General features: G+C 62.2%; 26 protein-coding genes and 1 pseudogene. 8 read left to right on the top strand and 19 right to left on the bottom strand.

All coding sequences use genetic code 11. From position 1 onward, the window contains the following. Positions 1–44 precede the first annotated feature (44 nt). From BN2694_RS13125 to BN2694_RS13105, 5 genes are all read right to left on the bottom strand, one after another. Positions 45–287: a hypothetical protein gene (locus tag BN2694_RS13125; RefSeq protein WP_135666233.1), complete on the bottom strand. Its 243-nt coding sequence runs from the start codon at positions 285–287 to the stop codon at positions 45–47. Then, complete coding sequence (locus BN2694_RS13120) at positions 271–867, bottom strand: hypothetical protein (protein ID WP_135666231.1); 597 nt, start codon at positions 865–867, stop codon at positions 271–273. The genes BN2694_RS13125 and BN2694_RS13120 overlap by 17 nt, the downstream gene beginning before the upstream one ends. A 101-nt stretch (positions 868–968) precedes the next feature. After that, positions 969–1,385: a VanZ family protein gene (locus BN2694_RS13115; protein WP_135666229.1), complete on the bottom strand. Its 417-nt coding sequence runs from the start codon at positions 1,383–1,385 to the stop codon at positions 969–971. Further along, a complete protein-coding gene (gene arcS / locus BN2694_RS13110; RefSeq protein WP_135666227.1) occupies positions 1,382–3,130 on the bottom strand; it encodes an archaeosine synthase subunit alpha in 1,749 nt (582 codons plus the stop codon). Before arcS ends, BN2694_RS13115 begins: the two co-directional genes overlap by 4 nt. A 120-nt stretch (positions 3,131–3,250) precedes the next feature. Continuing rightward, entirely contained in the window at positions 3,251–3,994 is a 744-nt protein-coding gene (locus BN2694_RS13105) for a pirin family protein (RefSeq protein ID WP_135666220.1), read from the bottom strand. A 203-nt stretch (positions 3,995–4,197) separates the two neighbouring features. Between BN2694_RS13105 and sod the strand changes: the two genes are divergently transcribed. Next, the gene (sod, locus tag BN2694_RS13100; RefSeq protein ID WP_135666218.1) at positions 4,198–4,800 is read left to right on the top strand and encodes a superoxide dismutase; all 603 of its coding nucleotides are present in this window, start codon (positions 4,198–4,200) and stop codon (positions 4,798–4,800) included. A 153-nt stretch (positions 4,801–4,953) separates the two neighbouring features. Here sod and BN2694_RS13095 read toward each other — a convergent pair whose 3' ends face one another. The 5 genes and pseudogenes from BN2694_RS13095 to BN2694_RS17785 all read right to left on the bottom strand — a co-directional run. Next, positions 4,954–5,451: a flavin reductase family protein gene (locus BN2694_RS13095; RefSeq protein ID WP_135666216.1), complete on the bottom strand. Its 498-nt coding sequence runs from the start codon at positions 5,449–5,451 to the stop codon at positions 4,954–4,956. Between the two features lie 149 nt (positions 5,452–5,600). After that, entirely contained in the window at positions 5,601–6,548 is a 948-nt protein-coding gene (locus BN2694_RS13090; protein ID WP_135666214.1) for a winged helix-turn-helix domain-containing protein, read from the bottom strand. 234 nt (positions 6,549–6,782) lie between these two features. Further along, a complete protein-coding gene (gene tgtA / locus BN2694_RS13085; protein ID WP_135666212.1) occupies positions 6,783–8,258 on the bottom strand; it encodes a tRNA guanosine(15) transglycosylase TgtA in 1,476 nt (491 codons plus the stop codon). Positions 8,259–8,351: 93 nt separating this feature from the next. After that, positions 8,352–8,513 (bottom strand): hypothetical protein, encoded by a 162-nt coding sequence (locus BN2694_RS17790; protein ID WP_244605460.1) that lies wholly within the window; start codon positions 8,511–8,513, stop codon positions 8,352–8,354. 20 nt (positions 8,514–8,533) lie between these two features. Further along, a pseudogene (locus tag BN2694_RS17785) lies at positions 8,534–8,674 on the bottom strand (NUDIX domain-containing protein); the annotation flags it as partial. Between the two features lie 451 nt (positions 8,675–9,125). Between BN2694_RS17785 and BN2694_RS13075 the strand changes: the two are divergent. The 3 genes from BN2694_RS13075 (at position 9,126) to BN2694_RS13065 (ending at position 11,261) form a co-directional block, all read left to right on the top strand. Continuing rightward, positions 9,126–9,647 (top strand): DoxX family protein, encoded by a 522-nt coding sequence (locus BN2694_RS13075; protein ID WP_135666210.1) that lies wholly within the window; start codon positions 9,126–9,128, stop codon positions 9,645–9,647. A 13-nt stretch (positions 9,648–9,660) separates the two neighbouring features. Beyond that, positions 9,661–9,927: a hypothetical protein gene (locus BN2694_RS13070; protein WP_135666208.1), complete on the top strand. Its 267-nt coding sequence runs from the start codon at positions 9,661–9,663 to the stop codon at positions 9,925–9,927. Positions 9,928–10,013: 86 nt separating this feature from the next. After that, the gene (locus BN2694_RS13065) at positions 10,014–11,261 is read left to right on the top strand and encodes an aminotransferase class V-fold PLP-dependent enzyme (RefSeq protein WP_135666206.1); all 1,248 of its coding nucleotides are present in this window, start codon (positions 10,014–10,016) and stop codon (positions 11,259–11,261) included. Positions 11,262–11,288: 27 nt separating this feature from the next. Here the strand turns inward: BN2694_RS13065 and BN2694_RS13060 are convergent, their stop codons facing one another. Then, a complete protein-coding gene (locus tag BN2694_RS13060; protein WP_135666203.1) occupies positions 11,289–12,545 on the bottom strand; it encodes a hypothetical protein in 1,257 nt (418 codons plus the stop codon). Between the two features lie 111 nt (positions 12,546–12,656). Here BN2694_RS13060 and BN2694_RS18045 point away from each other — a divergent pair, with 111 nt between their 5' ends. After that, a complete protein-coding gene (locus BN2694_RS18045; RefSeq protein WP_342210813.1) occupies positions 12,657–12,875 on the top strand; it encodes an aminotransferase class V-fold PLP-dependent enzyme in 219 nt (72 codons plus the stop codon). Between the two features lie 270 nt (positions 12,876–13,145). Here BN2694_RS18045 and BN2694_RS13050 read toward each other — a convergent pair whose 3' ends face one another. Further along, positions 13,146–14,456: a hypothetical protein gene (locus tag BN2694_RS13050; protein WP_135666201.1), complete on the bottom strand. Its 1,311-nt coding sequence runs from the start codon at positions 14,454–14,456 to the stop codon at positions 13,146–13,148. A gap of 284 nt (positions 14,457–14,740) precedes the next feature. Between BN2694_RS13050 and sufU the strand changes: the two genes are divergently transcribed. After that, positions 14,741–15,181, top strand: a complete 441-nt coding sequence (sufU, locus tag BN2694_RS13045) for a Fe-S cluster assembly sulfur transfer protein SufU (protein ID WP_135666199.1) — start codon at positions 14,741–14,743, stop codon at positions 15,179–15,181. 42 nt (positions 15,182–15,223) lie between these two features. On the opposite strand, the gene BN2694_RS13040 is transcribed toward sufU, so the two are convergent. Next, on the bottom strand, positions 15,224–15,583 hold the full coding sequence (locus tag BN2694_RS13040) for a hypothetical protein (RefSeq protein WP_135666197.1): 360 nt from the start codon (positions 15,581–15,583) through the stop codon (positions 15,224–15,226). 218 nt (positions 15,584–15,801) lie between these two features. Beyond that, complete coding sequence (locus tag BN2694_RS13035) at positions 15,802–17,832, bottom strand: heme-binding protein (RefSeq protein ID WP_135666194.1); 2,031 nt, start codon at positions 17,830–17,832, stop codon at positions 15,802–15,804. A 129-nt stretch (positions 17,833–17,961) separates the two neighbouring features. Here BN2694_RS13035 and BN2694_RS13030 point away from each other — a divergent pair, with 129 nt between their 5' ends. Both BN2694_RS13030 and BN2694_RS13025 read left to right on the top strand, forming a co-directional pair. Continuing rightward, entirely contained in the window at positions 17,962–18,315 is a 354-nt protein-coding gene (locus tag BN2694_RS13030) for a winged helix-turn-helix domain-containing protein (RefSeq protein ID WP_135666192.1), read from the top strand. Continuing rightward, a complete protein-coding gene (locus BN2694_RS13025) occupies positions 18,312–18,623 on the top strand; it encodes a DUF7521 family protein (protein ID WP_135666190.1) in 312 nt (103 codons plus the stop codon). The genes BN2694_RS13030 and BN2694_RS13025 overlap by 4 nt, the downstream gene beginning before the upstream one ends. A gap of 76 nt (positions 18,624–18,699) precedes the next feature. Here the strand turns inward: BN2694_RS13025 and BN2694_RS13020 are convergent, their stop codons facing one another. The 5 genes from BN2694_RS13020 to pyrH form a co-directional block, all read right to left on the bottom strand. Continuing rightward, positions 18,700–19,878: a DUF4367 domain-containing protein gene (locus BN2694_RS13020; protein WP_135666188.1), complete on the bottom strand. Its 1,179-nt coding sequence runs from the start codon at positions 19,876–19,878 to the stop codon at positions 18,700–18,702. A 445-nt stretch (positions 19,879–20,323) separates the two neighbouring features. Next, positions 20,324–22,093: a site-2 protease family protein gene (locus BN2694_RS13015; RefSeq protein WP_135666186.1), complete on the bottom strand. Its 1,770-nt coding sequence runs from the start codon at positions 22,091–22,093 to the stop codon at positions 20,324–20,326. Positions 22,094–22,199: 106 nt separating this feature from the next. Continuing rightward, positions 22,200–23,906: a site-2 protease family protein gene (locus BN2694_RS13010; protein WP_135666184.1), complete on the bottom strand. Its 1,707-nt coding sequence runs from the start codon at positions 23,904–23,906 to the stop codon at positions 22,200–22,202. 77 nt (positions 23,907–23,983) lie between these two features. Beyond that, entirely contained in the window at positions 23,984–25,624 is a 1,641-nt protein-coding gene (gene lysS, locus BN2694_RS13005) for a lysine--tRNA ligase (RefSeq protein ID WP_135666182.1), read from the bottom strand. Between the two features lie 83 nt (positions 25,625–25,707). Beyond that, positions 25,708–26,397, bottom strand: a complete 690-nt coding sequence (gene pyrH, locus BN2694_RS13000) for a UMP kinase (protein ID WP_135666180.1) — start codon at positions 26,395–26,397, stop codon at positions 25,708–25,710. Positions 26,398–26,635 lie beyond the last annotated feature (238 nt).

Here is a 26,635-nt window from a genome sequence, read left to right as displayed (position 1 = left end):
TCGATAGCCGGTCAGTGCCTAAAGCCCCTGCGGGACGACCGGGCCTACTTCTCGCGCTCTTCTTTCGCCCACTCCCGCCCTGCTTCTTCAACCCGCTCGCGCTGCGCTAGGGAGACGCCTGATTCGCGTGCCGCCTCCAGTTGGGACTCAATGAGTGTATTGAGTTGTGGGCCCCACACGTCCGACGGGTTTTCCTGAATGTATGTGACCCACCGCTCGATCTCCGCGCGGCGCTGCTCCCGGTTGCGCTCGTGTTTCTCGGCCAGTGGATCAGTCGAGTCGTTCATACTCGTCCTCGACGTCGAGTGCTTCGACCCATCGTTCGAGTTCGCGCTCACTAAGGCTTTCTCCGAACATCGTGTAGAGATGGACTGCATCTTCGAAATCCTTCTGGGATCCGAGGTACAGTTTGTACGCGATCTGGAGTTCGAGCGGACCGATAGAGAGTTCGTGTCCATCTATCGAGGCAGTGATAGCGTCTTCGACTGACGCCCGATCGAACCGGTCAGTGGCGTACGAGAGTTCGATGTTCGGGACGACTTCACCGTCGGGTGCGACACGGACGTTACCGCCACTCGATAGCGTCGTGGACAATTCCGACAGCGGCGTCGTGGCTCCCCAGAACCCTGCATCTTCGAGCGCGGCGATGAGATCCCGTGACTGGACGCGATCAAGCGGTTCCAGAATCAGATCGATGTCTTCCGTACTCCGGGCACGCCCGGCGAGGATAGCGACGTATCCAGCCACGAGTACATGATCGATGTCGAGATCAGAAAGGATAGACGAGACGTCGATCGCCAGTCGATCGAGTGTCGTCGGATCTCGATCGACGAATAAGACGTCATCACGGAGTTCGATACCGCTCATTGGTGATGAACTCCCATCCGTAGCTACAAAAAACCGCTCCTGCCGTCGGTGATCGCAGATCTGTCGGCGGACAACGTTTGCTCTGTAACAACGATACCTCCTCACGACCCACGAAAACCCAGTGCCGCGAACGCAGCCTGACCGTACGTCCACACGCCGACGACCACGACGGTCCCCAGACCGTCCGCGAAAATGTCTCCGACAGCAAACGATCGGTAGGGAATCAACAGCTGGAGCAGTTCGAGCGAGGTGCCGTAAGCCACGACGATAATCGGCACGATGGCCGCAGAGAGTGCCGGTCCGTCGGGCGAGACCAACAGTGCGTACACCAGTGTCAAGCTCAGAAAGGCATATCCGAAGACGTGCAGCCAACTTGCCCACGCGAACAGTCCGAACGGCCCCATACGGGTGATCCCCGTCGAGGGTGCGACAACCGCCCCGGCGAACAGAATCACCGCGACAACGAGGACGACCAGCCACCGTCGCGGTCGATCGATCTGCCGGGCCACCCCGCTCATTTCTCTTCGACGTGACGTATCTCGCTGGCGATCCCGCGGGAACTATCGACCATCGCCGGGCCGCTCATGTTCGCCCGGCCGATCGCGAACGCCGAAGGCCCCTCGAAGATCACCTCGTCGCCGACCCGGATCGACTCGTCGGCGTCGACGATACCCGGCGCGAGGACGCTACCGTGCGGGACGAAGTCGTCGATCTCGACGCGCTTTGTGGGCACTGACGATGCGACCCACCGCCGCGCGCCCGCCAGAGTCAGTGCGAGGACGCCGTACTCGGGCACCATCGCGGCGAGTTGCTCTCTGTCCCCGTCTCGGACTCTGAGCTTCGGATAGCGGCTTTCGACCTGAAAGTCCCCGAATAGCGCGTCGCCAGCGCCGGCCCCGAACTGGTAGTCAGCGATGGCCCGGATCACGTTGTGTTGGCGTTCGCGCTTGCGGTATTTGGGCTCGCCCGCGAGTGCCTCCGAGAGGTTCGAGAGCGAGTCGTCGGTCGTCGGGTGATCAGCGACGGTGTACTCGAAGTCGCGATCGAGACGTCCCTCGACGCGCTCGGTGATTACCTGATAATCCGTGGGGACGTGAGCGATCACCCGCGAGTAGTCGTTCGCCTCGATGTAGGCTTCGAGGATATCTGCGACGAATTCGATCTCCGTTTCGGACCACTGCCCGGTCACGACGGTATCGTAGTGCTGGGCCGGATAGGTGAGTTCGAGTTCCTGGGGGACGACGCCGATCGGCGAGGTCATCGAGGCGACGTGGCCGCGGTAGTTGATCGCCTCGCGGAACTGGCCGTGGCTCTGGGAGTCGCTGTAGGGTTTTGTCGCCGAACACGGGAGGAGTACCAGTGGCGCGTCGAAACGGTTGCGGTAGCGTTCGGTGACGCGCTCGGCGAAGCGCTGGATCTCGACTCGCCGGAGCGTATCGTCGGTTGCGGCCGTGATCTCGGCGTTCCGCACCAGCGGCGTGCGCTGTTCGAGGTAGGTGTACTGATCGTCGAGTCGACGCATCGTCGCCGTCAGCCACTGATCGTGGCGGGCCTGGCCTTCGATGTAGTCCCGGAGTCGCCCGCCGCGGACGCGGTTGCGGACAGTCCGGAGTTCGGCCTCCAGGGCCGCGACGTTGTGGGAAACGCAGTCCTCGCGGTCGAACTCTTCGATCCCGCCCTGGCACGCCGGGCACGAACACGGGAGTTCCTCGAGGTCCTTGAGCCGGTGCTCGCCGTCGCGAGTGAGATACCAGCCTTGTGTCCCGCGGATCACGGCTCGATCACGGTCGAAGAGATCGATCCCGGCGTAGACGAGAAGCGCAACGTTGCCGGGCGTGGCGACACCCGGGAGGTAGAGGCCAGCATCCGGTGGGATCGAGTCCCGCGTGGCAAGAACGGCCTCGACGAACGCCGCGCTATGGCCGACCAGTCCAGAACCACCCGAGAGAACGTAGACATCGGTGCCGTGATCTGTGGCCGTCTCCGGAGAGACGACAGCGGCGCTTGGATACTCGATGTCGGGGACACTGGGGTCGAACGCTGTCTGGACTTCCTCGGGCGTTCCGGCCGGGAATCCGCGGTGAGGGAGGACAGTCACTTCGTCCTCGCTTCCCTCTGGGACCTGCCGATCCGCCGTCCAGAGACTGCCGGCATCACTGAGAACGTCGTCGACGAGGGCGGGCGTCGTGATCGACTCCGCCAGCCGGAGGTCGCCGATTCTGGCGGCCCCATCCCGGTCGATCACTTCGAAGTACTCGGTCATAGAATCCATTCGGAGACCCGCTCACAACTATCTTTTCAGTCCCGGACGATCGACGGCAACGATACTTCGGAGACGAAAAGCCGTCTCAAATCAGGACTCAGCCGGCGTGTCGCCGCGACTTCACAGAACGACGGGCCCGCGCAGTTCGATCGGGTCGCCGTGCGGACGGCCGGCGACCGCGACGAGGCGCAACGACTCCGCACTTCGGACAGTCACGTCACGACCCTCGGGGACCGGAACGACGTCACCGGTACTAAATTCGTCGCCCTCGATGGATCCGCTATCGGCGACGCCATAGAGAAATCCCGACCAGCCGTCCGGAACCGGCCACGTCCACTCTCCCGTGACGGTGACGTCGCGGTACTCCATGGTGGTATGGGTCTGGAGTGGCGACCCCTCGCCGACGACGGTCGTTACAGTCGCACCGTCGTGATGATCGGTCGGCAACGCCGCGGCGGACGCGTCAGTGTACTCAGGTTCGATGTCCTTGTTCGCTCGCGGGAGATTCACCCACAGCTGGAGGCCGCTGCAGGCCGCCCCGTGGGCCGGGAACTCCGAGTGACGGATGCCGCTCCCGGCGGTAATGTGCATGGCCGTGTTCTCGCGGGCGGTGTGAGAAACGCCCAGAGAGTCCTCGTGTTCCATCCCACCCTCGATCATGTACGAGACGATCTCGAACCCGCGATGGGAGTGCATCGGGAATCCCGTCTCGGGGTCGATGTAGAACTGCTCGAAGAGCACGAACGGGTCCAGATGTCCGGGATAAGTCTCCGTCGGGAACGCCCGATTCGCGGTGATTCCGGTGCCGTGACGGACCGTCTGTCCCGCGATCAGCTCCCCTGCATCCGGTGCTGTTCGATTCATACGCTGATTGAGTTGATTGGGGCTGATAAGCCATGTGCAGCCGGTAATCGAATATAGTCAGAATACATATTTTTTCTCCAAAAACCATTCGAAAAAGCTTGAAAAACCCATCAAGGCCATATTTGGACTTGAAAACTATCTTTCTAAAAAGTCCTACAGAGAACGTTCATATTCCCATCGCCCATCAGTCGGAAATGCGTAATATGAGCGACTACGAACTACCGCCGCTACCGTACGACTACGACGCACTGGAACCGCACATCTCCGAGCAGGTACTCCGCTGGCATCACGACACCCACCACCAGGGGTACGTCAACGGCTGGAACGCCGCCGAGGAGACCCTCGCCGAGAACCGCGAGGCCGAGGAATTCGACTCCTCGGCGGGCGCGATCCGTAACGTCACGCACAACGGATCCGGCCACGTTCTACACGACCTCTTCTGGCAGTCGATGAGTCCCGACGGTGGCGAGGAACCCGAGGGCGACCTCCGGGAACGAATCGAGGAAGACTTCGGCTCCTACGCGGCCTGGAAAGGCGAATTCGAGGCCGCCGCTTCCGCCGCCGGTGGCTGGGCACTGCTGGTCTATGACTCCCACAGCAACCAGCTTCGCAACATCGTCGTCGACAAGCACGACCAGGGTGCACTCTGGGGAAGCCATCCCATCCTCGCTCTGGACGTCTGGGAACACTCCTACTACCACGATTACGGTCCCGCCCGCGGCGAGTTCGTCGAGAACTTCTTCGAGGTCGTCGACTGGGAAGAGCCTGCCGCTCGCTACGAACAGGCTGTCGAACAGTTCGAATAGCTGCGCGGCCACCCGGCCGACACACTGCAGTGGGCATTTTTGCGACAGAGAATACCCATCACCGCAGCCGTGAGTCACCCGATCACGGCAGCAGTCATGTGGCTGTGCCTCGCACTATCAGCACAGGACTCCGAGACAGAGCACTGCCAGCGATCAGGCGTCGTCCGCTGACGCTGCGGTCGTCCCCCACTCCCCACGGTGATACGTGAGCGGTTCGGCGTCGGGATTGAAGAGTTCGGCCGCCTCGACGTGCCCCACGTACACCGTGTGATCGCCCGCTTGGAAGCTATCGTACAGCGTACAGTCGACGTACGCGAGGTCGTCCTCGAAGACGGGCGCACCCGTGGCAGGAGCGTCGCTCGCTTCGGCGAACGGGTCGCCGTCGTCGGTCATTCCTGCGAAGAATTCACCAAGGTGGCGCTGTCCACGAGCGAGGATGTTGACGGCAAACCCGTCGTCGTCGCCGTCGGCGAGTCGCCGATGGGCATCGGTATCGTGGTCGAGCGAGACGAGTACGAGCGGCGGGTCGACCGACAGACTGGCGAACGCGCTGACGGTGATGCCGTGAGGCGGGTCACCCGGTAGCGTCACGACGGTCACGCCGGTCGCAAACTGCCCGAGGACGGCCCGGAACTGCTCTCCGTCGACCATGCTTACCGATCACTCCCTGCGTTCGTCCGAGTCGTCGATGCGATCCGTCCAGTCGGTGACTGGGTCATACACTCCGCGCAAGGGGTTCGATCGACATGAGCCCTTGCTTGATCCGAATACAGTTGAAGATTTGACACATACATCGTCGGCTACTCCGGGAGTCGTTCGACGACAGCGGTATCGATCACAGAGACGGCTTCGTCGAGAAGGACGCGGAGTTCGTCGCCCTCACAGGGGAGGGTCAACCTGACACGGAGCGGATCAGTCGAGACGACCTCCGTGCGCTGGTCGCTGACGCACCAATCGAAGTGCCAGAACGGCGTCGCGTTCAGATCGACGCCGCGCTTCGAGAAGAACACCAGGACGTCGGCGACATCGAGCAGCGTGATACCGACGGTCGACTGCAGACGGTACCCGCAGCGCTGACAGACGTGCCCAACGGCGACGTCCAGGTCGTCCTCGTCCGGATCGACCACGAGGTCGGACTCGATCGAGCCAGTACACTCCGGACAAACGCCGTCGGCGGCCAGACAGTAGTGGTGGCGGACGTAATGCTGGAACGCCTCGAGAACGTCCTCGGTCGTGCGGTCGTCGAGTCCGCCGGCAGGGAAGGGATAGCTGACCTGAATCGTCCCACAGTCGGTACAGCCGATGGTGAGTTCGTCGTCGACGTACCAGCCGTGCAGCGGTCCCTCACACGCGTAACACGTGCCCCCGACGGGGAAAAAGCCAAGCTGGGCGCGCTCCGTGAGCGTGCCGGTGAAGATCGAACTGACGACTTTCCGTCCGGGATAGCGGAACACGTAGCCGTCCTCGCGGTGGGCGACGAAATGGCCCGTCAACTGCTCGAGGTGGTAGCTGAAGTTTGCGCTGTCGGCCACCTCAACCTGCTCGAAGATGGCCGTGAAACTGACCGGCTGCTCGTCGGCACCGAGTTCCAGCATGGCCTGGAGGATGGCCACCCGCGTGTCGTTGCCGAGAATGGAGAAGACCTCCGCCGGGGGGATGCGAGATTCGGTCCGCGCCGGGTCCGGGGCCGTCTCGGTCCCGACCCCCGATTCGTTCCCGGAATCGTTCGTCCGGTCGAACTGACTCATATCGGGGCAACGACGACCGGACGGGAAAGCCCACGGGTGCTGTCAGTGCTTACCGGGATCGACCGAACGATCTTCGCGATAGTGTGCGATCCAGGGCGGGTCGCCACGACGGAAACGCCCGCTGCCATCGAGCAGTCGACCGTGACTGGGCCCTCATACTGGTGGCTATAACATTTCGAAATGATCCGGCACGACGGTGTGCCGGATATCTTTACGAACTTATAGCCACCAGTATCACTCCGATGGTACCGTCGATACATCCACGCTGTCCGGAAGACGATCGAGCGCGCTCGTCGGCCAGCCGTCGTGGACGAACGTGATCGAAGCGTCACTGTGCTCCGTGAGAGCGGTGATCCCCCGGATGGCCGAACGGTATGCCCGGTCGTCGATTCGATCCGGCACCTCGGCGGTGACCGGATACGTCTGTTCGAGGCCGCCGGGGATCGGTCCGAACGGCGGAATCACTGTCCAGACATCGTCGTACTCCCCCGCAGTCGCACTCACACCGTCAGAACGAACCAACAGCTCGCCTGTCAGTTCGATTCGATGCAACCGATCGTGATGTCGCTGGACTTCCGGTCGGTCGGCACTCTCCCCCGAGAGGTAGAAGAACGCGTCCTTGGAAGCGGGATCGGTCGCCTCAAGCTGGTCGACGTACGCTAGTAACGCCCGGTAACCGTCGATCACTGTCGGGTGTGCCCGCGCACGCGTCTCGACGAGTTCCAGCAGATTGCCTCGCCGGATTGCCTGCTTGATGCGACGCATCTCGCCGAACGAGACGTGAAGGTTGTGCTCGGCGAGCAGACGCATCCGCTCGTCTCCGGAGCGATCACGGAGATCCGCCGGGCTGTGTGCCGTACAGATAGGGCACTCACACGGGAAGTACTCGAGGTCTTCGAGATGGCGGGTGCCCCGCACCGTGAGATAGCGATCGTCACGGGCGTACAGCGCGTAGGCGGCCGAATCGAAGAGGTCACAGCCCGCCGCCACTGCGAGGGCGAACATCATCGGATGACCCGCCCCAAAGAGGTGCACTGGGGCGTCCTCGCCGAGACCTCGCTTGGCTGCCATGACTGCCTCGATCATGTCGCCGTAGCGGTAGTCGTTCATCAGGGGCACCATCGCGCCGACCGGGAACACGTCCAATCCCGTGCCGTAGGCATCCCCGGCGGCACGTTCCCGAAGGTCGGGATACGTTGACCCCTGGATGGGGGCGTTGACGAGCATCTCCCCGAAGTCGAGGTCGGCGGCCACCTCCAAGCGCTGTTGGGTCGTCGCCAGTTCGTCGACGGCGCGCTCGCGTGAGACATCGGGGGGCGTCGGGATGTCCACGGGCGTGCCGATGTCCGTCCCGATCTCGTGTTGGAACGCCAGGATCTCCTCGTTGGTCACGTCGATCTCGCCGTACTCGGCCAGCTGGAACGACCCCGAATCGGTCATGATCGCCCCCGAAAAGTCAAGCAGGTCGTGCAGACCGTCTTCGAGGGCGGGTTCGCGAACCTCGTCGCTCCCGTAGATGACGTAGCTGTTGGTGATGAGCATCTCGGCTCCGAACTCCATCTCGAGTCGGCGGGGTTCGATCGTCTCGTGATGTGGGTTGATGACCGGCAGGAGTGCAGGAGTCTCGACGGTGACGTCCGCTCGCGGAACGGTCAACTCGCCGAGTCGTCCCGCGGCGTCGTACCCCTGGAGTTCGAAGTGCTCGCGCATGCTCCTTCCTGGAGTATCCGCGGGCCTAAGGATTCCGTTCCAAGTCGCCCCCAGTCACCGCAATCGAGAGTGCCCAAGCAGTGTCCGCCTGTCTCAGAACTCGTCCTCGCGGGCTGCCTCAACGATCGCGTCGAACGTTGTTGTCTCGACGGCGGTGGACTCGTTGTCAGCCAGATCGCGGTCGGCTGTCTGCGTACACTCCGTCGCGAGATAGTAGTGGAAAACGGTATGGGAGAAACCGTTTGCGGGTTCCACCGTCTCAGGTGCTCGACGCTACCAGGCTCGTAGCCCGTCTCCTCGGAGGGTTCTCGGTCGACAGCCGTCGCGGGATCGTCGCCATAGGGTTCCAGAACCCCCGCCGGAAGGCCGTGGTTGACTCGTCCGACGGCCTGTCGCCACTCCTTGATAACGGCCATCTCGCCATCCCGGGTAAACGGAAGGTCAACGACGTTCTCGTCCGCTTCGAGATAGTCGAAATCGTCCCAGTTCCGTCTGGCAGCCGGCCCGTCTCGATGCGTACACAGAACCCGTCGCAGGTATAGAGCGTCTCTATGGCGAGTGTTTCCCAGTCGAGAGTGCCCTCTGACTTACCATCGAACCGACCTCGTTGCATGAAACTGTCCCGGCTTCGTGGCCCGCCCGACTTGGCCGACGCCCGAATCCGGAAACTGGCAATCAAAATATATTATTCGATGTATGAGGTGACTTGGATATCGAAATCAGATATCAAGACTTTGTTGACTACTATTCACCGACTGTCGGAGTATTTGGATGAGCTAATATCCCCTACATTGTTTATCAGGAGCTGAAAATACCACCCGCTTTAATATACCTCTCCGGAGAAGACTGGATGTGAGGTAGATAGTAATGGCAAACACCGAGGTGGATACGACCCTGTTCGGGACGGACGTATCGTACGAGATAGACGGTAGATGGCTGGCCTACTGGACGCTGCTGCTGCGGTTGATAGTCGGGTGGTGGTTCCTCCATGCCGGATTGGACAAGATCCTGAACTGGCCCTTCGACGCAAGTTGGTTCGTGGGTTCGGAAGGAACAATAGTCTCACCGATCATGACAGCGTTCAGCAGCGGAATCGGGCTCGAAATCGTGAACGTCATGGTTCCAGTCGGGCAGACGCTGATCGGGCTTGGCCTGATCGTCGGTTGCCTGCTCAGGCTGGCCGCGTTCTTCGGGACCTTTCTGATGGTTTTCTTCACGACGGCCAACCAAGAATGGGCCCACGGCATGGTCAACGGCGACCTGATGGGGCTGGTGTTGTTCATCGCGCTGATCATCCTCGGCGCCGGTCGCGTTTGGGGGCTCGATGCGTACATCGAGCGGACCTCCCTCGTCCAGAACAACCAATGGCTGCGGTACATACTCGGTTAAGGAGGTGACAAACATGGCAACCAACACTACCACGGAGACGATGGCGGACAAGGTCGCAATGGCACTCGGCGGCGGACTGATCATCCTTGGAGTCGTCGTGCTGGGACTGCTCGAATCGATCGCCGGCCGGTCAGCCGGTCCCGTGACGGAAGACGGCGCTATCCCCGACGCGGTCCTGATTGACCCGTCCATCCGGGCGGGACTCATCCTCGTCGGCGTCATCGTGCTGCTGGTGTACGCGATCTACACGTTCGCGATCCAGCAGCACCTCGGCGAGTAACGCAGCCGTCTTTCCCGTTCCGTAATCACCTCCTGTTTCTAGGCGGACCGAAGGAAAGTTCAGTCTCGGTCCCCCACTGTCAGGTAATGACAGTACGCGAATCCGGGGACCTCGCCGTCCCCGCCATCCGCGAGGACTTTCCCGTCCTCGAGCGGGAGTTCGACGGAACACCGCTGGTCTACCTCGACAACGCAGCGACGACCCAGACGCCCCAGCAGGTGATCGACGCCATCACCGAGTACTACGAGCGCTACAACGCCAATGTCCACCGTGGTCTCCATCACCTCAGTCAGGAGGCGTCGGTGGCCTACGAGGACGCCCACGACCGCGTCGCCGAGTTTATCGGCGCTGGGGGCGGTCGCGAAGAACTGGTCTTCACCTCGAATACGACTGAGTCCGAGAACCTCGTCGCCTACGCCTGGGGGTTGAACGAACTGGGTCCTGGCGACGAGGTCGTCCTGACGGAGATGGAGCACCACGCCTCGCTGGTCACCTGGCAACAGATCGCCAAGCAGACTGGCGCGACAGTCCGGTACATCCGGGTCACCGACGATGGCCATCTCGACATGGAACACGCAAAAGAGGTGATCGGCCCGGATACGGCGATGGTGTCGGTGGTCCACGTCTCGAACACGCTCGGGACGATCAATCCTGTCGATGAACTCGCCGAAATGGCGCACGCCGAGGACGCCATGATCTTTGTCGACGGTGCCCAGGCCGTTCCCAACCGGCCGGTCGACGTCGAGGCGATCGACGCGGATTTCTATGCCTTCTCGGGACACAAGATGGCTGGCCCGACTGGGATCGGCGCACTGTACGGCAAGAAAGCGATCTTAGAAGACATGGAACCGTTCAACTACGGCGGTGACATGATCACGAAGGTCACCTTCGAGGACGCCACCTGGAACGAGTTGCCCTGGAAGTTCGAGGCCGGGACGCCCCGGATCGCCCAGGGAATAGCGCTCGCGGAGGCTGTCGAGTATCTCGAGGACATCGGCATGGAGGCGATCGCCCGTCACGAGAACGAACTCGCCCAGTACGCCCTCGATCGCCTGGGGGAGTTCGACGATGTGGAGACGTATGGGCCGCCTGCGGGTGAGGAACGCGGCGGTCTGGTTTCGTTCAACTTGGCGTCCGTCCACGCCCACGATCTCGCGTCGATCCTCAACGACTACGCGGTCGCGATCCGGGCCGGTGATCACTGTACGCAACCGCTCCACGACAAGTTAGGTGTAGCTGCGACAGCGCGCGCTTCCTTTTACGTGTACAACACGCCTGAAGAGATCGACGTGCTGATCGAAGCGATCGACGACGCCAGAGAACTGTTCGCATAAGCGGCCACACTGTCGTCTCGGCGACACTCACGTCCCTCCCCACTCCCACTCCGTGACTTCGATCTTTTCTTGGAGTTCCGCCAGTTGCTCGTCGTAGGTTGCACTATCGCCCACTGCCTGCGTCTCGACGATTTCCTGTGCCTGACGGATCTGTGTTACCGCCCGCTCGAAGTATTCCCGTGCCTCCGAAACATCGTCGTCCAGTGCTCGCTCACCGGCTCGCATGAGGGCATCAGCGTGCCGTTGCAATGCATCGACTGTCGCCTCGGCGATCGATTCGATCTCCGAGATTGGGAGATCGGTCGAGTCGGTTGTCGTCTCCCAACCAGCCTCGCGAGCGGCCATCACCCGTCGGTAGGTTTCGAGCCAGCACGTGGCGGTTACCGCGGCGGCGTCAGCGTCTGTCGCTCGCTCGTAGACGTTCCGGGTGGACTCGACGTACGCCTCAGCCACCCCCTCGACGGCGTCGGCCGTCTCCTCGACTTCATCGGAGACCTCTTCAGGCGGATCGTCGAGATTGGAAAGTACGTCCCGGAGCGACGTCAATGCGTCCGCAGCCGTAACGTACGCCTCACAGAACGGAGTGTACTCATCCGCGTCGAGCGCCCTCTCGGCACGCTCCAATGCATCGCGGGCTTGGTCGACCCAAGCATCGACGTACCGCCGGTTAAGGGCCTCTTCCGTGGATTCGATCTTCTCCAGCAGCCGATCAGTATGGATTTTCTCGTGTGTGGCCGAGTAGCGAGCGTCCGATAGCTCCGACTGGATCTGGAGACGGAGATACCCGATCGTCTCGCCTTCGCGGACCTGGTCTTCGAGTTCCTCGGTCATCTCCGTGGCGGACGTGATGGCGTCTTCGACATCCGCGTACGCCTCTGCCATGACCGTAATGTATTCCGCGACCGCGTCCGGATCGCCGTGGGTAGGCGACAACCGGATCGCTTCTGCCCCATCTTCGACCACCAGTGTCGAACTCAACAAACCGACTTCGACTGCTGCTCGTGATACTGACCGTAATTCGAATTCGATCTCGCTGTCGGACGGTCGTTCTCCAAGAACAACCAACACCCGGTCGTCAGTTACGATCAAATAGGCGTGGTGCTCGCTGTCGGGTTCGAGTGTCGTCGTTCGCTCCGCTGTCTCATACTCGACGCTGTCGCCCGCCAGGACGTGTCTGGGTTGCTCGTCTCCTTCCAGCAGTTCTGCGACCGGACCGCTGGGGGAATCAGCCGTGACGACGTTCCCAAGCGCGGTATCCGGCAACTCCTGTATACTGTCAAACATTACTGTATCATCTCACTGGAGACAACAACCCTTACTAACGTACATGTGGCATAAAGTACTAATCATTTATATGGTTTCGAACGCATACAAATAAAATTATAATCATCACGCCTGCCGCGGAACGGTCTTCCGCCGGAATCTATCGGCTATCGAGGGTGTGCTCGGCTTCTGGACGCTCACGGACGGGAACGCGGCGATCTGGTTTCGTTCAACCTGGGGTCCGTCCACGCCCACGCTCTCGCGTCGATTCCCAACGACTACACGGTCGCGATCCGGACCGGCGATCCCTGCACGCAGCCCCGACGAGAAGAGAGGCAGGGTCGCGACTAGGCGAGCATCGCACCACGTCTACGACACCTGCCAAACGACGATCGACGTGCTGACCGAAGCGACCGGGGCGAACGCAACAGCCATTCACGTGAGACGAAGCGATCACAGCAAGTCAAGTGCTTCGAGGCGTGGGGCATCCCGTCATCTGCTCGCGGGTTTGCCGCTGGCAAGTTCGTTGAACGGAGACCAGCTCACATTACGGAAGACCGAAGAGCTGCAGAACGATCCCGAGGCACTCGGCGTGCTTCGCCTGTTGACTATGGGAACGACTCAGGAGTTCGAGCCAGGGGACCCCCACTCCCACTTGGTGCGGCCGATCTGTTCTTCGAGCCTTTCGATCCGTCCCTCGAAAGATCGGTCGTCGAAATCAGCGTCATGCCCCTCGACGATCGTCTCCGCAGTACGTAATCGCTCAGTCGCCCGTTCGTAGTACTTGCGTGCCTCCTCAACGTCGTCGTCCTCACGGTCTTCACCCATCTCTTCGAGCACATCGGCGTGTTCGACGAGAGCTTGGACCGTCGCCGGAGCGATCGAATCGAGTTCCTTCTCGGCCTCAAGTTTCGGGAGACCATCCGTTTGATCCCACGCCGCCGCGCGGGCAGCATCGTATCGGCGGTATGCTTCGTACCAGCACTTTGCTGTAGTCTCCGGGTCATCTTCTTCTCTCGCTCTGTCGAGGACGTCACGTGTCTCTCCGACGTACGAGCGATCGAAACCATCTAGTTCCCCCGTGAACGCCTCGATCTCGTCGGCCGCTTGCTGGGGGAGCTGCTCCAATCGGTCGATCGCGTTTCGTAGTGTAGCGGCGGCTTCGACCGCGTTCGTGTACGAGACACAGAACGAGGCATGGTCGTCGGCCTCCCGGGCGTCCCGTGCCTGTGCAAGTTGCGCTCGACCGCGTTCGAGCCAGGCCTCGACGTATCGTCGCTGAAGATCACGTTGGACGTCTTCGACGCGATGGAGTAGCCGATCTAACGTGACCTCGTTCGCGTCCGATTCGAGCGGATGCTGTGTACCGACGTTGGTCGTATAACTCCGGGCTTCCGAGAGTGAAGACTGGATACGCAACCACAGATTCGACCCTGCTCCCTCGTCTCGGATCTTCGATTCAAGCGTGTCGAATCGATCCGTGGCGGTCTGGAGGGCGTCGCCAACGTCCTGATGGATGTCCGACGCCTGTTCGACGTAGTCCTCGACGGCTTCAAGGTCACCCCCAGTGGGCGAAAAGCGGATCGTCTCCTCGTCGCCGTCCACGACCAGGGTCTTGTTCAGTAAACCGGACTGAGCGGTACACCGCTTGACTGTACTCAGTTTGAACTCGATTTCGACCGTATCCGGTTGGACCCCCAGGACGATCATCACCCGCTCGTCCGTCACGATGAGATATACCGCGTGATCCCCGTCAGGCTCGACAGTCGTGGTCCGTCCACCCGTTTCGTGCTCTACATTGCCACCAATCAGTACGTGCAAAGGGTGTTCGTCGTCGCGTAACAACTCGATGAACGTGTCCTCACTGAGATCTGTATCCCCACCTGAACCACCGATCAACGAAGCCGATAACTCGTTTACTCTGTCGAACATTGCTGGTAACTCCCGGGGTGAAGGTTCACTCTACACACCCCATCCTATCGTAGGGTATTAACTCTACAGGCTCCTAACAGTCCAGATACACATCAAATAGTAAAAACACTGAGGCGTCAGATTGGCGTCGCGAGGCCAGGGCAGTGGAGAGCAACTCCCGGGCGCGGGATAAGATCAATTTGTTGAATTGTGTCCGTGTTCATAGGCTGATCGAGGGGACTCGGAGCGTGTCAACTTCACCCGCGGAACGTTTTTCGGACGGTACCACATAACGCGTAGTACCTATGGGAATCGGCGGGAGCGACATGTACCGACAGCAGATCCTCGATCACTACAAGAATCCACGCAACTACGGCGAGATCGAGGATGTGACGTTCTCCCACACCGGAGAGAACCCGATGTGTGGCGATACTATCGAGATGGACATCGTTCTGGACGACGACGAGGAGGTCATCGAGACCGTCGCGTTCCGTGGTGACGGCTGTGCCATCTCCCAGGCCTCGGCGTCGATGCTGTCGGAACGGCTCGAAGGCATGACGATCGAAGAACTGGAAGCACTGGACCGTGACGACGTTATCGATATGCTCGGCGTTGACATCTCACCGATGCGCGTGAAGTGTGCTGTCCTCGCGGAGAAGGTTGCCCAAGACGGCGCGGAGATTTACTTCGGCGAGAAGGATCTCGACGCGACGACAACCGAGGACGACGACGTCCACGAGGAGTAGCCGCCGGTCGTTTTCTCCGGTTCGTCCATCCCAATTATACGCTCAAAATTCGATCAGCGTTGGCTCCTCGTGGTCGGCGTGCTCGAGTGCAACCGCGTGAGCGGTATGCCTGGCGTGGATCTCGGCCCACCGTCGCGCCGCCCGTTCGTCCAGGCGCTGAACCGCCTCGGGACACTGACGGCAGTCGGCCTGCCACGTCGAGATCCCGTCTGGGAAGTGGCCGGTGTGTCGCTGGTGATCCAACGCGAACTGCTCGAACGCCTGGTTGCCCACGGCGACTTCTTCGAGTTCGTAGGCGAGGTCCCACTCGCGGCCACAGCGCTCGCAACTGACCGTCGGGAGGTCCTCGACGTTCTCGGAGTCTGGTGATCGGTGTGGCTCCTCGTCGCTGTCGTTGGACATACCGGGTTCTGGGTGTCGATCTACTTGAGGGCTGTCGTCGGCTCACTCCGCACTCGGACATGTCCGAAGTGAGTCGGTCACACACGGGCCTGAACCCACTGGTGGACGATACAACGGGATTGGTGACGGCACAGCGGTGGCAAAGCGAAGGCGACACCTATCGGGGTAAGCAATGGCTGAACGGTTCTCCAATCAAAGAGACGCGCCGTATCGAGAGGTCACGCCAGGAAGACGTGCCGGGGCTGGTCAGCCAGCACTTCACGGCCCCACTCGACAGTCTCCCGGAATGCATCCGATCGGAAGAAGGCCATAGCATCCTCGCGATCGTCCCAGTTCGAGGCGATGAACATGTCTGTCTCCTCGTCGTCGTTGACCAGCAGCGCCGTCCCTCGGTGACCGTCCATGTCCGCAAGCAACTCGCCGACCGTCCCGAAGGTCTCGACGAACTCCTCGCGATAGTCGGGCTTGACCCGATAGAACATCCCCATCGTGCCGAATCCGTCACCCTCGCCGGCGCGGCCGAGGACGCCCGGCAATGCCGTCAAAGCGTCGGCCGCCGACTCGGCGTCGTCTTCGTGCTCCCAGAGGCTGACGACCGCGGTCGCCTCGCTATCGCCGACTGCAGTCACTTCGCCGACCGCCGGTTCGTAAACGGACGTCCTGACGTGTCCCTCGGCATCCGCGAACCGATCTCGGAGGGCTGCGACAGGCTCGGCGAGTTCCTCGGCCGCGGCTTCGGAGTATACCACCAGGGCGGAGACGTCCTCGCCGTGTGGCTGGCCGGCGTAGACGCCCGCCTCGGCGAGTTCGTCACGGACGGACGGAGCTGTCTGCTCGTCCGTACTCGCCTCAGTCGTCGATCCTTCGTGGCTCGCGTCGGCCGAGCCACCGCCAGCCGATCCTTCCTCGCCGAGAACGCCACCGTAGCGCTCGCCGACGCCCGGCAAATCACCGAGGAAGCCGGCAGCAGTCTCGGCAGCGTCCTCGGCAGTCCAGACAGACGCGACCGCCGATCGGCCGCCAGAGGCGCGGACAACTGTCGTGACGTGGCGATCGTAGTGCTCGAAGTTCTCCCTGAGACCGGCCACATCCTCGGACAGTTCCTCGGCGTCGGCGTCCGAATAAAAGAGGAGCCCGAACTCGCCGCCCTCGTAGTCCCCACCTTCGCGGATCCCGAGCTGGAATAGCCGTTCGTCGAGGTTCTCGATCGTCGAGAAGGTCCCATCGCCCGGATCAGGACGGCCGCCAGCGCTATCTGGATGCCCGTCGGTCTCGGCTCCCTCGTCGGTCCCGCCGTGTCCCGTCTCCGCAGGCGGATGGCCCGCAGGGGTGTCATCGCTGTGCTCGGTCGTCTCCTCGTGTGGGTGTCCCGCCGCGTCCGCGCTATCTGCCTCACGTTCGGCCGCCGCCTCCGGCGTCGGCGCGCGATCTGTCCCGACACCGCTTTCGTCCCCACCTTCTACAGCGATCGGGTCGCCAGCGAGGTACGCCCCCAGGTCGTCGGGTGCCATCCGGCGGCCGACCCAGAAGGGGCCGAACTCGGCGTACTTCGAACTGGAGGGATCAAAACGCATCTCGTAGAGGAGTTCCTTCACGTCCGTCAGATCGTCGGCCCACAGCGTCACTCCCCACTCCCAGTCGTCGATCCCGATCGCACCAGTGATCATCTGGGTGACTTTCCCGGCGTACTCCCGGCCGATCTCGCCGTGGGCGTCCATGTGTTCGGCCCGTTCCTCGAAGGGGAGATCGTACCAGTTGTACTCCGGATCGCGGCGCTTGTCCATCGGGTAAAAACTGACGTGTTCGGCGTCGGGGATCTCCGGTTCGATGCGCGAACGCATGTACTTCGCCAGCCCGGAGTTCTCGTCGAGTTCGCCTTTCAGGAATTCGCGGGCGCGCTCGGAATATCCCGAGGCCTCCGTCACGGAGACGAACGACTCGGTCCGTTCGGTGAACCGAGCGAGTGCCGTTCGCTCGAAGCGCCGTTCGAGCGCGTCGAGATCGGCCGTCGTCGGCCGGAGGTGGACGACGAGCAGGTCCGCTTCGTGTCCAAGCATCGCGTATACGGCGGAGTCACCGTTTTCGGCGTCACCTACCGCCGTGGCCGCCTCCAGAAAATCACGCCCTTCCTCGACGGCGGCGTCCTTTCTCCGCCGGGGAGCCTCGCTCCAGGCGTCCCAGTCGATCGTCCGGAAGTCGTGCAGCGCATACCACCCTTCGGTCGTGAGCGGAGCTTCGCGTCTGACCATGATAGAAATCAGTTCGGTCCTCGCGGTAAGGAACCTTACCCTTCCCCCCATCGTCGTCCCCTTTTCGACGGCTGCCGACCCGGCAGTCGAAAAGGGGGTTTTTAACCCCTGCCGCGTCCAGGGACGACCGTGAGCGAGGACCTCGACGAGGCGGCGATACTCGCCCTTCTCGACGACGAATACGCCCGCGAGATCCTCACAGCCACGAGTGCCCAACCTATGTCAGCAGACCAGCTCACCGAACGGTGTGACGCGTCGGACTCGACGATCTACCGCCGCGTCGATCGCCTGAAAGAACACGATCTGCTCGCGGAACAGACACAGTTCGATCCGGACGGTCACCACTACAGCGTCTACGTCTCCCGGCTGGAGTCAGTGAACGTGACCTTCGAGGACGAGCAGTGCCGGGTCGAACTGCAACGACAGCCGCCGGCCGAAGAAGACCCGGCCGATCGCTTTACGAGGATGTGGCAGGACCTATGATCGGAAGCGCCGACCTTATCCAGACGGCAAATGTTTCGATTCCGCTAGCCTCGGCGGTACTTGGCCTGGTGATCGGCTATCAGGCTTACCGGGGTTTTCGCCGCCACGACAACGCTTCCATGCGGTACCTCTCGGTAGGGCTGATCCTCCTCACGGCAGTATCGTTCTCGCTTGCAGCCTTCGGGACGCTGTTGCTTCGCTGGGAGGTCATTCCGCTGGCGTTCGAAACGCCGATACGACTCGTGGCGCGGATATCCCAGTTCGTCGGGCTCGCGTTCATCACCTACTCGCTGTATCGCCGTCCCTGACGGGACACGGGCACTCGAAACTCGTTTTTGCCGTCGGTACTGTCGATGCCGCCACTCGTGACCGAACGCCCAACGATTACCCGCACTCGATTGACCGGGCGACCGACAACAACGTCTCCTCCCCGACCGATCCGCTCACGGTGTAGGGCCGTCCGTCGCAGTCCCACGTCACGTAGCTTCTCTCTCCGATATCGAGGAGCCGACCCTCCTGTCCCGAGATATCAACCGATTCACCAGTGCCGGACGTACTCGCCGTCCCTGGACTCGTCAGGACCGAGACGTTCGCCGTCCCGTTGGTGTACTCGAGGGTGACCGTCGTGTTACCCTCGAAGACCGATCGACGCCCCTCGGCAAACTCGAACCCAGTTGGCACCGCTGGGTCCGGGAGCGAGGTCTCGGCGGCAGCCGCGAGTGCGTCCCGCGAGTCGTAGGCCTCGGTCTCAGGTACTGATCGCGTAACGACCGTGGCGTTCTCGGGCGGATCGAACGCGAACGTTCCCTCGGGAACGTTCGCGTTGAAGGTCACGTTCCGGTAGGTGACCGTCGTGGTCGTCGACTCCTCGCCGATCGAGACCGTCGTGGTCGTCTTGATTGGATAGTACCACTCTGTATCGAACCACATCGTCGTGTTCCCGACGAGTTGTTCGTCGTCGATCGGCCGAATCTGTACGACGTAGGACTCCCGACCGGCGACCGATTCGGTGCCGGCGTAGGTAAGCCTCACGTTCCCGTAGATAGAAACGGAACTCGCATCAGTTGTTATCGGGTCACTGGCTCGCGGAACGACGGGAAGTTGCGAGATCGAGGCTTCGGTCGGTTCTCCCCGCTCGGCCTTTTGAAGTCGATCGAAAATCGTTTCGACAGTCTCGAAGGACCGACTGCGATTCGACAACGAAAGATTCGTCCGGAGGACGTCGACCCGGTCGGCCGAACGGTTGTACATCCATATCGCCGTGCCGTTCGATCCGATAGTCACGCCTTCCTGTCGACCAGTGACGACCGTCGCACGTGACTCACCCGTCCGGAGGTTCCGGATCGCCCGGGTACGCGATGGATCGACGGTCGTCCCGTTGTCGAACTCCGTGACGACCGTACTTTCGATGGTCTCCAAGGAGTCCAGTTGGTTACTGACTGTCTCGCCGTCCGGGATCGAATTGGCTCCCCCCACGAGCATCCCACAGCCAGCGAGGGCTCCGACGCACCCAACGACCGAGAGGGCAAACAGTATCCGCCGCGACGATTGGGGGACCTGCATGTAGATTATGGGTTGTCGCGCATGCTATCAAAAACGTTCCGCCGAGTTTCTGTCCACTGTCGCCGATCACACGCCTGCGTGTTAGCGACCCGAACGAACGCGACGGGAATCGACCGAGCCGACACGCTGGTGAACGATTGGAGCGACGGTCCTGTGGCAAGGGCTGTGACAAACTGGTTGTCGGTGGGTGGTTACGAACCGGCGGGTGACCGTTAGTGTGCATGGTCCGCAACGCTGTCGGATCGATACGAGCGGGCGTGACGGAATCCAGGGCGACCGAAATCCGTCGAACGTACAGTCGGAAGGGCCATCGCAGTCAGCAAGAACGCAAGGGTGGAGGGCCGAAGTCGTCGGGGAACCATGCAAAAGTCCCTACGCCACGGACACACTTATGAACCGACGCAGGCCTTCGGATCCGGCAGGGCAGAGAAAGATTTAAATTAGGTCAGGCAAGCAGCGCCGGACCGAACAGCATGAGCATGAGGCTGGCGAACATCACCAGACCCACCGAGACTGTCACCGCCCGCACGGCCCAGCGGCTGTTCAGCGGCGTCCTTGCGACGATCGCTTCCGTGCTCGTCCGGAGGATGTGACCACCGTCCAAGGGGAACAACGGGATCAGATTGAAGACGGCGAGATTGAGGTTGATCCAGGCGGTCCAAAACAGCAGGTTCGCCAGCACGAATACGCCGCCACCGAGAAAGCCCAACGACCCGCCGACCGCATAAAACGACGTGATCGGGCCGACGAACCCCGCAAAGTTGAACGGGACCAGTGGGCTGGCGATCGTGGCGAACGGGAGCGTGATGATCGAGAACAGCCGTTCAGCCATCGACAGCCCCAAGTCCTGTCCGCCCCCGCCCAAGAGGCTCAAATAGGCGTCGGCGGGGTAGGCACGGATACCGAAGTCGTTGACCGCCACGCCGCTAACGCCAGGCTGGACGCCCGAAACGCCGAGAAACCCGACGTCCGTGCGCGGATGCTCACCGAGCGTGACGTCGTACGTATGTCTGCGGCCGTCGAGGATCGCTTCGACCTGCACTTCTTGACCGGGAACTGTCCGGTCCAGTGCGGCCGAGAGGTCCCCGCCGGTTACGATGCGTTCGCCGTCGACGCGAGTGACGACGATCGAAGCGTCTGTGGGAGGCCCACCGGGCGCGTTGGCCAGCGGCCCGTCCGCCGCGACCCTACTCACGTAGGCCCCGATCGGCCCAGTCGTCTCAGTGCCGTTGGTCGTCGTGAGGGTTGCGACTGTCCGATTATGGAGTGCAGCGTGGAACGCTCCGGCCGTGTGGACGGCAGTCCCGTTGACGCGGGCAATCGTGTCGCCGCTGGTCACGCCGAGTGGCCCGTTCTCGATTGCCGTCGTGACGAACACCGAGCGCTCGATCCGCCTGGTCTCACCCTCGCGCAAGGATACGTCGACAGTCCGGCCCGTTGCCCCCTCCAGCGCGTCGGTGAGCGTCGACTGGTTCGTGACGGCGGTACCGTTCACCCCGGTGATGACCTCACCCTGTTCGATCCCCACCTCGTCGGCGGGTGACCCCGGAAGCGAACCACCGACGGCGACGCCGTTTGCCGCCGTGATCGAGCCTGCTACCGGTCCAAACAGAAGTAACAGCGCCAGCACAGTCAACGCGAAGTTGTTGGTCACGCCAGCGACGAACATCCGAGTCTTCGATCCGCGATCAGCCGCCCGCTGGCTCTGTTCGTCCGGTTCGACGAACGCACCGATCGGCAGGACAGTGAACAGCGCCAGCCCCATCGACTCGATCTCGATGTCCTCGACCCGACAGAGCAACCCGTGGCCCCCTTCGTGGACGATCATCGCAACCGCCAGCCCGAAGATGATCTCCGGGGCTGCGGCGAGCGGGAGAAAGTCGTTGAGTCCCGGGATCACCAGGGCGTTTTTGGGTTCCTGTATCGGGTTCGCCCCCGGCTGCTGGAGGCTCGCGATCCCCGAGAAGATGATTGTCAGGAACATCCCAACCATCACGAGCAGGGCAAATCCCACGCCCACGTTCGCCCAAGCGCGCCAGAAGCGACGGTGGCTGGCCAGTCGGTTCAGCAGGGCACGCCCGCGAGCGGTACGGATCGTCGTAATCGGACCCGAGACGCGCACGAACGACGGGAGATACCCCCGGCGGCGGAGCACCGTCGTCGCGACCATGTAGGCAAGAACGCCGGCAGCGACCAGCGTCAGCGTGTCGACCATCTATCTGATCGGACGGTCCGGTACGGGAAGAGAATTGCGTCCTTCGTCCGTGGCCGTCGCGGGACTGATCGCTTCGAAACGGCGCTCCGGCCCGACAACATCCCTCTCAGGCGAGGAGCATCGGACCGAACATCATCACCAGCAGGCTCGCGAACATGACCAGTCCCACCGAAACAGTCACGACCTTCACCGCCCAGCGGCTGTTCAGCGGCGTCCGGGCGACGACGGCCTCCGCGCTCGTCCGGAGAATGTGTCCCCCGTCCAGGGGAAAGAGGGGAATGAGATTGAACAGCCCGACGTTGAAGTTGATCCAGGCGGTCCAGAACAGCAGGTTCGCCAGCGCGAACACGCCGCCGCCGAGAAAGCCCAGCGGCCCACCGATCGTGTAGAACTCCGTGACGTAGCCGGTGAATCCGGCGAACCCGAAGGCGCTGGGATCCAAAAGCGTCAGGAACGGCAACGTCAGGAACCACAGGAGCTGTTCGCCCAGCCCGAAGTCGATGTCACTGCTCCCGTCGCCGCCCAAAACGGCGAGCATCCGTTCGGCCGGATAGCCACGGATGCCGAACCCGAAGTCCTCGACGGTAACACCCGAGTAGCCACGCTGCACCCCACTGACCCCGAGGAACGCGTCGTCCGGGCCCTGTCGGCCGAGCGTGACGTTGTAGGTCGCCCGTGTCCCATTGACGGACGCCTCGACGGTCACCCGGTCGCCCGGCGCCATCCCGTCCAGCGTCTCAACGAGCGCGTCGCTGTCGAGGATCCGACGGTTGCCGATCCGGGTGACGACCACCGGCTCGCCGACCGGTGCGCTCGCATTCGACAGCGGGGTGTCCGCCAGGATGCTACTCGCGTAGGCGCCGACCGGGGCCGTCGTTTCGGTGCCGTCTCCCGTCCGCAAGGTCACAACGCTGCGGTTCCGGAGCGCTTGCTCGAAGTCCTCTACTGTTTCGACGGCTGTCCCGTCGAGCGCGGTGATCGTGTCGTTGGCGGCGAGATCGAACGGCCCGTCAACCACCGCCGCCGTGACCGTCACCGACCGGTCGATGGGGACGATCTCACCATCCTGCAGCGTCACTGTCGACTCGTTGATCGACGTGATAACGTCGCCCTGTCCCAGTCCGGCTCGCTCGGCCGGCGATCCCGCGAGCACGCCGCCGACGGCGACGCCGTTTGCCGCCGTGATCGAGCCTGCTACCGGTCCAAACAGAAGTAACAGCGCCAGCACAGTCAACGCGAAGTTGTTGGTCACGCCAGCGACGAACATCCGAGTCTTCGATCCGCGATCGGCCGCCCGCTGGCTCTGTTCGTCCGGTTCGACGAACGCACCGATCGGCAGGACAGTGAACAGCGCCAGCCCCATCGACTCGATCTCGATGTCTTCGACCCGACAGAGCAACCCGTGGCCCCCCTCGTGAATTATCATCGCAACCGCCAGTCCGAAGACGATTTCCGGGGCCGCAGAGAGAGGCAAAAACTCGTTGACGCCCGGTAACACCAGCGCATCCGTCGGCGTCCGGATCGGGTTCGCCTCCGGACGACGGAACCCCGAGATCCCGGAGAAGATGATTGTCAGGAACATCCCGACCATCACGAGCAGGGAGAACCCCAACCCCACGTTCGCCCAGGCGCGCCAGAAGCGACGGTGGCGGGCCAACCGATTGAGCAGCGCCTTGCCGCGCTGAGTGTGGACGGTGGTGATCGGACCTGAGACGTGCAGCGAAGACGGCAGATACCCCCACCGCTGGGCAGCCATCGCGGCGACGGCATAGGCGAGGACCCCGATCAGGACGAGCGTTAGCGTGTCGACCATCTATCAGGCCGGATGGCTCATTCCCCTATGAAAATTCCGTTTGACACGTCGATCGCTGCCTTGGAAACGGCCGAAAATTACCGCTCGCGACGCAACCGGTCGACCACGAACTCCCGATCGAGTTTCGCGAGAAACGGCCCGAGCTTCGGCCCCTCCTCTAAGTCGAACAGGAGTCGATACCCGGCGGCGAAGAAGTCGCCGACATCCAGGTCGTAGGCCTCGGCCAGTTCGTAGATCCGCCCCTGGATCGCCTCGCCATCGGCGCCCTCGGCGACGAAGTCCGCGAGTTCGTCCAGAGCGGCCGCGGTGTCGTCGCCGAAGGCCACATCCGGAAGTTCCGCCCGCTTGAGATCGTAGTTGAACTCGTTGTCTGTGCGCCGCGCCCACGCGCGAGCACCCTCGACCCGACCGAGCGCTTCTTCGACAGCCCACTCCGGGGCGTCGTCCGGAATGTGGCCCTCGCGACGGGCGATCTCCTCGCGGAGGTCGGGGTCGTCGGTCATGCCGAGTACGGCCCCGAAGGTGTAGGGAATTCGGACGCGTTCCTCACGAGACTCCTCGACGACGATCGGATAAGCTGCGTCGGCACGCTGTCGATCGTCGTCGCTCGCGTCGGCCTCCTCGAAGTAGACCCGTTCGAAGCGGTCGAACTCGTCGACAAGCTGATCGAGGTGGGCCACATCGAAGTCCCGCTGCTTGCGCGGATCCTTCAGGAAGAAGTACCGGAGGACGGCCGGTTCGAGCATCGAAAGCACCTCCTCGGCCGTGATGACGTTACCCGACGACGAGGAGAGAGCCTCGCCGTTGAGCGTGAACCACTCGTAGACCATCGGAACCGGCGGCTCAACGTCGAATACCTCTTTGGCGATGGCGACGCCCGACGGCCAGGATCCCTCGGCGTGGTCCTTCCCGAACGGCTCGAAATCTACATCCAACGTGTTCCACTGGGCTGGCCACTCGAAGCGCCATGGGAGTTTGCCCTCTCGGAAGGTCACTTCGCCCTCGTGACCACAGCCCTCGATGGTCTCATCACCGACGGTCACGTCCCGGCACTCGTAGGCGACGGTGCCGGCCTCGGGATCCACGTCGACGATCCCGTCGGTCAAGATCCCGCAGGATTGACACTCAGCCTGAAAGGGAACGTACTCGTCGTCGACGCTGTCCTGATAGTCGGCCAGGACTGCACGTGCTTGATCGCGGTTCGTCAGGACGTGTTGTGTGACGTCTTCGAAGTCGCCCTCGGCGTACAGTTTCGTGTTCGAGACGACCTCGATCGGGATACCAAGCATTTCGGCACTCTCCGCCAGAAGCGTCGTAAAGTGCGCACCGTAGGAGTCACAGCAGCCGAAGGGATCGGGGATCGATGTGTATGGCTTGCCGAGGTTCCGGCCGAGTGCGCCCGCGTCGACTTCGCCGAGACCGACGACGTTCCACTCCAGATCGGCAAGTTGTCGGGGGACCTTCCGGAGACGGTCCTTGTCGTCTGCCGTGAATATCTGCCGGACCTCGTGACCACGGTCGCGCAACACTTCGGCGACGACGTACCCGCGGACAATCTCGTTGAGGTGGCCGATGTGTGGCACGCCCGAAGGCGAGACCCCACCCTTGATCACGATCGGTTCGTCGGGATCGCCTGCTTCGATGGCATCAGCAACGGCCTCTCCCCAGAACGCGCGATCGCTATCGTCGATCGTCGCGTAGGGATCGTCGTCACTCATAGTCAAACACCCGAGGTCGATACGTCCGAAAGCGTGCGTCTTCGTTGTGATACATAGTAAACACAGAACGGTTTCCCCGATCGTCAGTCGTCGTTCGGGACGATTTCGGTCCCCTCGTGATCGTCGTTCTCGACGGCGCGGACGACGCGCTCGGGATCGTTGCCGTCGAGGACGATCGCCCGGATGCCGGATCGCTCGATGAGTTTCGCAGCAAGCAAGTCGACAGGGGCGTTGCTGCCGGCGTTCATCTCGATACCGGCGATGACATCCACGAGGTTCGAGACACCCAGTTCCGCGAACTTCGAGGCGTCGGGGTCAGTGTCGGGGTCGGCGCTGAACACACCCGGGACGCTCGTCGCGTACACCAACAAATCTGCGTCGACGTACTCGGCGAAAGCCGCACTGACGGCATCGGTGGTCTGGCCGGCGACGACGCCGCCGAGCACGGGGACCTCGCCGCGCCGGAGCGCATTACGGCCTTCCTCGTAGGTTTCGACCGGTTCGGGTGCCGCCCGTTCGCCCAGCGCCGCGATCAGCAGGCGGGCGTTCAACCGCGTCGCGGCGATTCCCACGTGGTCGAGTTCCATCTCGTTTGCGCCCAAGTCCCGTGCGGCGCCGATATACTCACGAGCGACTGTCCCGCCGCCCGTGACGACGCCGACCGCATGTCCGGCGTCGAGAAGTGTTGCCAGGGCGTCGGCGTGATCGGCGACGCGATCAGCGTCGAGATCCGGAGCGAGCACGCTGCCACCGATAGAGACGACGACTCTCATTGCCCCGGCGTAACCCCGATTCGGTCTTAAGGGTTGTCAAGCGACACCGCGGGCGCCGTCGGACCCGCGTCAGACAATAACCAGCGTTTCACGACGATCGACACCCCGTGAACGACGTAGTACCGCCGAATTACGCCGGTATTTATTCTACAAAAAGATAAAGAAAAAAATTCCCAGATAGAGCTATAAAATGTCTTAGCAGCATTGGAAACGTTATAAAATGTCAGTCGAAACCCTC

This window comes from Halorhabdus rudnickae (assembly GCF_900880625.1).
Classification (GTDB): domain Archaea; phylum Halobacteriota; class Halobacteria; order Halobacteriales; family Haloarculaceae; genus Halorhabdus; species Halorhabdus rudnickae.
The sequence above is the reverse complement of the archived record's forward strand: the minus strand, read 5'-3'. Positions and strand labels throughout refer to the sequence as shown.

Coding starts and splice junctions, on each gene's coding strand:
- BN2694_RS13125 (WP_135666233.1), bottom strand. CDS start 287: ATGAACGACTCGACTGATCCACTGGCCGAGAAACACGAGCGCAACCGG.
- BN2694_RS13120 (WP_135666231.1), bottom strand. CDS start 867: ATGAGCGGTATCGAACTCCGTGATGACGTCTTATTCGTCGATCGAGAT.
- BN2694_RS13115 (WP_135666229.1), bottom strand. CDS start 1,385: ATGAGCGGGGTGGCCCGGCAGATCGATCGACCGCGACGGTGGCTGGTC.
- arcS (WP_135666227.1), bottom strand. CDS start 3,130: ATGACCGAGTACTTCGAAGTGATCGACCGGGATGGGGCCGCCAGAATC.
- BN2694_RS13105 (WP_135666220.1), bottom strand. CDS start 3,994: ATGAATCGAACAGCACCGGATGCAGGGGAGCTGATCGCGGGACAGACG.
- sod (WP_135666218.1), top strand. CDS start 4,198: ATGAGCGACTACGAACTACCGCCGCTACCGTACGACTACGACGCACTG.
- BN2694_RS13095 (WP_135666216.1), bottom strand. CDS start 5,451: ATGGTCGACGGAGAGCAGTTCCGGGCCGTCCTCGGGCAGTTTGCGACC.
- BN2694_RS13090 (WP_135666214.1), bottom strand. CDS start 6,548: ATGAGTCAGTTCGACCGGACGAACGATTCCGGGAACGAATCGGGGGTC.
- tgtA (WP_135666212.1), bottom strand. CDS start 8,258: ATGCGCGAGCACTTCGAACTCCAGGGGTACGACGCCGCGGGACGACTC.
- BN2694_RS13075 (WP_135666210.1), top strand. CDS start 9,126: ATGGCAAACACCGAGGTGGATACGACCCTGTTCGGGACGGACGTATCG.
- BN2694_RS13070 (WP_135666208.1), top strand. CDS start 9,661: ATGGCAACCAACACTACCACGGAGACGATGGCGGACAAGGTCGCAATG.
- BN2694_RS13065 (WP_135666206.1), top strand. CDS start 10,014: ATGACAGTACGCGAATCCGGGGACCTCGCCGTCCCCGCCATCCGCGAG.
- BN2694_RS13060 (WP_135666203.1), bottom strand. CDS start 12,545: ATGTTTGACAGTATACAGGAGTTGCCGGATACCGCGCTTGGGAACGTC.
- BN2694_RS13050 (WP_135666201.1), bottom strand. CDS start 14,456: ATGTTCGACAGAGTAAACGAGTTATCGGCTTCGTTGATCGGTGGTTCA.
- sufU (WP_135666199.1), top strand. CDS start 14,741: ATGGGAATCGGCGGGAGCGACATGTACCGACAGCAGATCCTCGATCAC.
- BN2694_RS13040 (WP_135666197.1), bottom strand. CDS start 15,583: ATGTCCAACGACAGCGACGAGGAGCCACACCGATCACCAGACTCCGAG.
- BN2694_RS13035 (WP_135666194.1), bottom strand. CDS start 17,832: ATGGTCAGACGCGAAGCTCCGCTCACGACCGAAGGGTGGTATGCGCTG.
- BN2694_RS13025 (WP_135666190.1), top strand. CDS start 18,312: ATGATCGGAAGCGCCGACCTTATCCAGACGGCAAATGTTTCGATTCCG.
- BN2694_RS13020 (WP_135666188.1), bottom strand. CDS start 19,878: ATGCAGGTCCCCCAATCGTCGCGGCGGATACTGTTTGCCCTCTCGGTC.
- BN2694_RS13015 (WP_135666186.1), bottom strand. CDS start 22,093: ATGGTCGACACGCTGACGCTGGTCGCTGCCGGCGTTCTTGCCTACATG.
- BN2694_RS13010 (WP_135666184.1), bottom strand. CDS start 23,906: ATGGTCGACACGCTAACGCTCGTCCTGATCGGGGTCCTCGCCTATGCC.
- lysS (WP_135666182.1), bottom strand. CDS start 25,624: ATGAGTGACGACGATCCCTACGCGACGATCGACGATAGCGATCGCGCG.
- pyrH (WP_135666180.1), bottom strand. CDS start 26,397: ATGAGAGTCGTCGTCTCTATCGGTGGCAGCGTGCTCGCTCCGGATCTC.